The sequence below is a fragment of the Tepidimonas sp. genome (genome assembly GCF_036825565.1).
In the GTDB taxonomy this organism is placed as follows: Bacteria; Pseudomonadota; Gammaproteobacteria; order Burkholderiales; family Burkholderiaceae_C; genus Tepidimonas.
Map to the genome: position 1 here is coordinate 1 of NZ_DAISXZ010000118.1, position 3,600 is coordinate 3,600.

Annotated in this window: 4 protein-coding genes; all 4 read left to right on the forward strand. The window is 71.8% G+C overall.

From position 1 onward, the window contains the following. The coding region (gene trmB / locus V7026_RS11185; RefSeq protein ID WP_334155454.1) for a tRNA (guanosine(46)-N7)-methyltransferase TrmB at positions 1–696 on the forward strand (696 nt) is incomplete at its 5' end. Next, positions 689–1,837 carry a bifunctional diaminohydroxyphosphoribosylaminopyrimidine deaminase/5-amino-6-(5-phosphoribosylamino)uracil reductase RibD gene (ribD, locus tag V7026_RS11190; protein WP_334155455.1) on the forward strand — a complete coding sequence of 383 codons (1,149 nt, stop codon included), beginning with the start codon at positions 689–691 and terminating at the stop codon, positions 1,835–1,837. The genes trmB and ribD, both read left to right, overlap by 8 nt. 15 nt (positions 1,838–1,852) lie before the next feature. Next, positions 1,853–2,827, forward strand: coding sequence for a pseudouridine synthase (locus V7026_RS11195; protein ID WP_334155456.1), 975 nt, complete (start codon positions 1,853–1,855; stop codon positions 2,825–2,827). Next, positions 2,824–3,600: acyltransferase family protein (locus V7026_RS11200; RefSeq protein ID WP_334155457.1), on the forward strand; the 777-nt coding region annotated here is incomplete at its 3' end. The genes V7026_RS11195 and V7026_RS11200, both read left to right, overlap by 4 nt.

Sequence of the window (3,600 nt, forward strand, 5' to 3'; positions counted from 1 at the left end):
GGTGTAGCCCACCCCAAAACGATTCGCAGCTTCGTGCTGCGGGCCGGCCGCACCACCACCGGCCAGGCCAAGGCGCTGCAGATGCTAGGCCCCCGCTATTTGCTGCCCTATGCTCCGGCGCCGCTGGATGCCGACGCGGCCTTCGGCCGCCGTGCGTCGCTGGTGTTGGAAATCGGCTTTGGCATGGGCGAGGCCACGGCCCACATCGCGCGCGTGCGGCCCGACGACAATTTTTTGTGCTGCGAGGTGCACGAGCCCGGCGTCGGGGCGCTGCTCAAGCGCATCGGTGAGCAGGGCATCGACAACATCCGCATCCTGCAACACGACGCAGTGGAGGTCCTCACCCACATGCTGCCCGAGGGGTCGCTGGACGGGGTGCACATCTTCTTTCCCGACCCCTGGCACAAAAAACGCCACCATAAGCGCCGACTGATCCAACCGCCGTTCGTCGCGCTGCTGGCCGGCCGGCTCAAGCCCGGTGGCTATGTGCACTGTGCCACCGACTGGCAGCCCTACGCCGAACAGATGCTGGCCGTGCTGTCGGCCGAACCGCGGTTGGCCAACACCAGCACCGATCCGGCGCTCGCCGGCTACGCGCCGCGCCCCGACTACCGCCCCTTGACCAAGTTCGAGCAACGCGGCCTGCGCCTGGGTCATGGCGTGTGGGACCTGGTCTTTGCGCGCCGCCATGGATGAGGCCCAGATCTGGGACGACCTGACCGCGCTGGCCGAGCGCGCCGTGGGCCTATCGGACCCCAATCCGCGCGTGGCCTGCCGTCTGGTGCTGCCCGATGGCCGCGCCTTCGACGGTCACACCCAGGCCGCGGGCCAAGCCCACGCCGAGGTGATGGCGCTGCGCGCTGCCCAGGCCGCCGGTGCCGACGTGCGCGGTGCCACCGCCTATGTGACGCTGGAGCCCTGCAGCCACCACGGGCGCACGCCACCGTGCTGCGACGCGCTGATCGCCGCCGGCGTGGTGCGGGTGGTCGTGGCCGCCATAGACCCCAACCCCCGCGTGGCCGGCAGGGGCCTGCAGCGCCTGCGCGCCGCCGGGGTGGTGGTGGACCCACTGCCCGACGACCACCCGGCCGCGCAGGCGACGCGCGAGCTCAACATCGGCTTTTGGCAGCGCATGCGCCACGGCCGCCCCTGGGTGCGCATGAAGGTGGCCGCCTCGCTGGACGGCACCACCGCACTCCCCAACGGCATCAGCCAGTGGATCACCAGCGAGGCCGCGCGGACCGACGGCCATGCCTGGCGGCGCCGGGCCGGGGCGCTGCTCACCGGCGTTGGCACGGTGCGCAGCGACAACCCGCGGCTGGACGTGCGGCACGTACCCACGGCCCGGCAGCCGCTGCGCGTGGTGCTCGACTCGGCGCTGGCGATCGACCCAGCGGCGCGCATCCTGCAACCGCCGGGAGCGGTGATCGTCTACACCGCCAGTGACCCGGCCACCGCGGCAGCCCAGACCGACCAACGCGCCGCGCTGGCGGCGCTGGGGGTGACGGTGGTGGACCGCCCCGGTCCGCCCAAGACGGCGGGCGGGCCACCCACGGTGGATCTGGCCGCGGTGCTGGCCGATCTGGCCGCGCGGGAGGTCAACGAGCTGCACATCGAATCCGGGGCCAAACTCAATGCCTCGTGGTGGCGCGCGGGGCTGGTGGACGAGTTGCTGCTGTATCTGGCGCCGCGCCTGCTGGGCACCGGCATCGGCCTAACCGACCTGGGACCGCTGACGCGGCTGGAGGACGGCTGGCCCCTGACCTTTACCTCGGTCCAACCGGTGGGACCAGACCTGCGGGTGCTGGCGCGCGTGCCGGGCCGCACCCCGTTTTGACGCCCGCCCCCCGCGATGGCCCGGCTGCCCAAGAACGCGGACATTCCCATGCGCGACGGGGTGTCGCCCAGTTGCGTCGCGCTGCCGCGGCTGCGGCACAGCCCTTGGCCAACGCTGCTGGATTTTCTGGCCGAGCGGCTGCCGCGCATTCCACGCGACGAGTGGCGCGCCCGCCTGCGCGCGGGCGACGTGGTGGACGACGACGGGCGTGCCCTGGATCAGCACACCCCCTACCTGCACGGTCAGCGCGTCTACTACTGGCGCACGCTGGCCGAGGAGCCGCGCATCCCGTTTCGGGAAGCGATTCTGTTTCGCGACGCGCACCTGCTGGTGGTGGACAAGCCGCACTTTCTGCCGGTCACGCCCGGCGGGCGCTACGTGCGCGAAACGCTGCTGGTGCGCCTGAAGCAGGCGCTCGGGTTGCCCGAGCTCAGCCCGCTGCACCGCATCGACCGCGAGACCGCGGGGCTGGTGGTGTTTAGCGTGCGCGCTGCAGAGCGGGATGCCTACCAGCGGCTGTTTCGCGAGCGCCGGGTGGACAAGACCTACGAGGCCATCGCCCCGTGGCGCGACGACCTGATTTGGCCGCAGCGCCGCGTGAGCCACCTGCGCGAGGACGAGGCTGCCTTCTACCGCATGCGCGAGGCCACCGCCGACGAGGCCCTGCCGCCCAACAGCGAAACCTGGATCGAGCTGCTGGAACGCCTGGGCCCGGACGGCTGCTACGCCCGCTATCGGCTGCGCCCGGTGACCGGCAAGCGCCACCAGCTCCGGGTGCATCTGCATGCGCTGGGACTGCCCATCGTCGGCGACCAGTTCTACCCCGTTGCCCGGCGCGGCCCCGACGACCCCGAGGACTACACGCAACCGCTGCAACTGCTGGCCCAGTCCCTCGCGTTCGACGATCCGGTCACCGGCGAGCGGCGGCAGTTTCAAAGCCGACTGCGGCTCGACGCGAACGCCCTCCTGACTGTTGGCACCCCGGCATGACCCGCGCGCGCCAACCCCTGGTCGATGCGCTGAAGGTGCTGGCCGCGCAGTGCATCGTCTGGCACCACCTGTCGGCCTACGGCCCCCTGTCGGACGCCCTGTGGACCCAGGCGCCAGCCCTGGCCGACGCCCTGTACGACCACGCCCGCAAGGCGGTGCAGGTGTTTTTGGTGGTGGGCGGCTTTTTGGCGGCGGGCACGCTGCTGCGGCCCACCGATGGGCGGCTGCTGCGGACCGCGGTGCTCCAGCGCTACCGGCGTCTGGTGCCGCCATTCCTGGTCGCGATGGCGCTGGCGGCGGGGATGGCCACCCTGCTGCGCCCCTGGCTGTCCGACGACCTGCGCTTGCAGTCGGCCACGCCGGGCACCTGGTTGGCCCACGCGCTGCTGCTGCACGACATCGTCGAGGTACCGGCCATCGCCGCCGGGGCGTGGTATGTGGCCATCGATTTTCAGCTCTACGCGCTGGTGGCTGGGCTGGCCTGGATCGCCACCCAGCTGGCGCCCGCGCCGCGGCGCAACGTCCTGGCCCTGGCGCTGCTGATCGGCTGCATCGCCGTGTCGCTGCTGCACGTCAACCGCCACCCGGATCTGGATTTGTGGGCACTCTACTTCATCGGCAGTTACGGGTTGGGGGTGCTGGCGGCCCAGGCGGTGCGCGGACCGCGTTGGCCGTGGTCGATGGCGATCGTCGCCATCGGTGCCGCGGCCTTGGCCGTGGAGTGGCGCGACCGCATCGCCCTCTCGCTGGGGGTGGCCGTGCTGCTGGCGGGG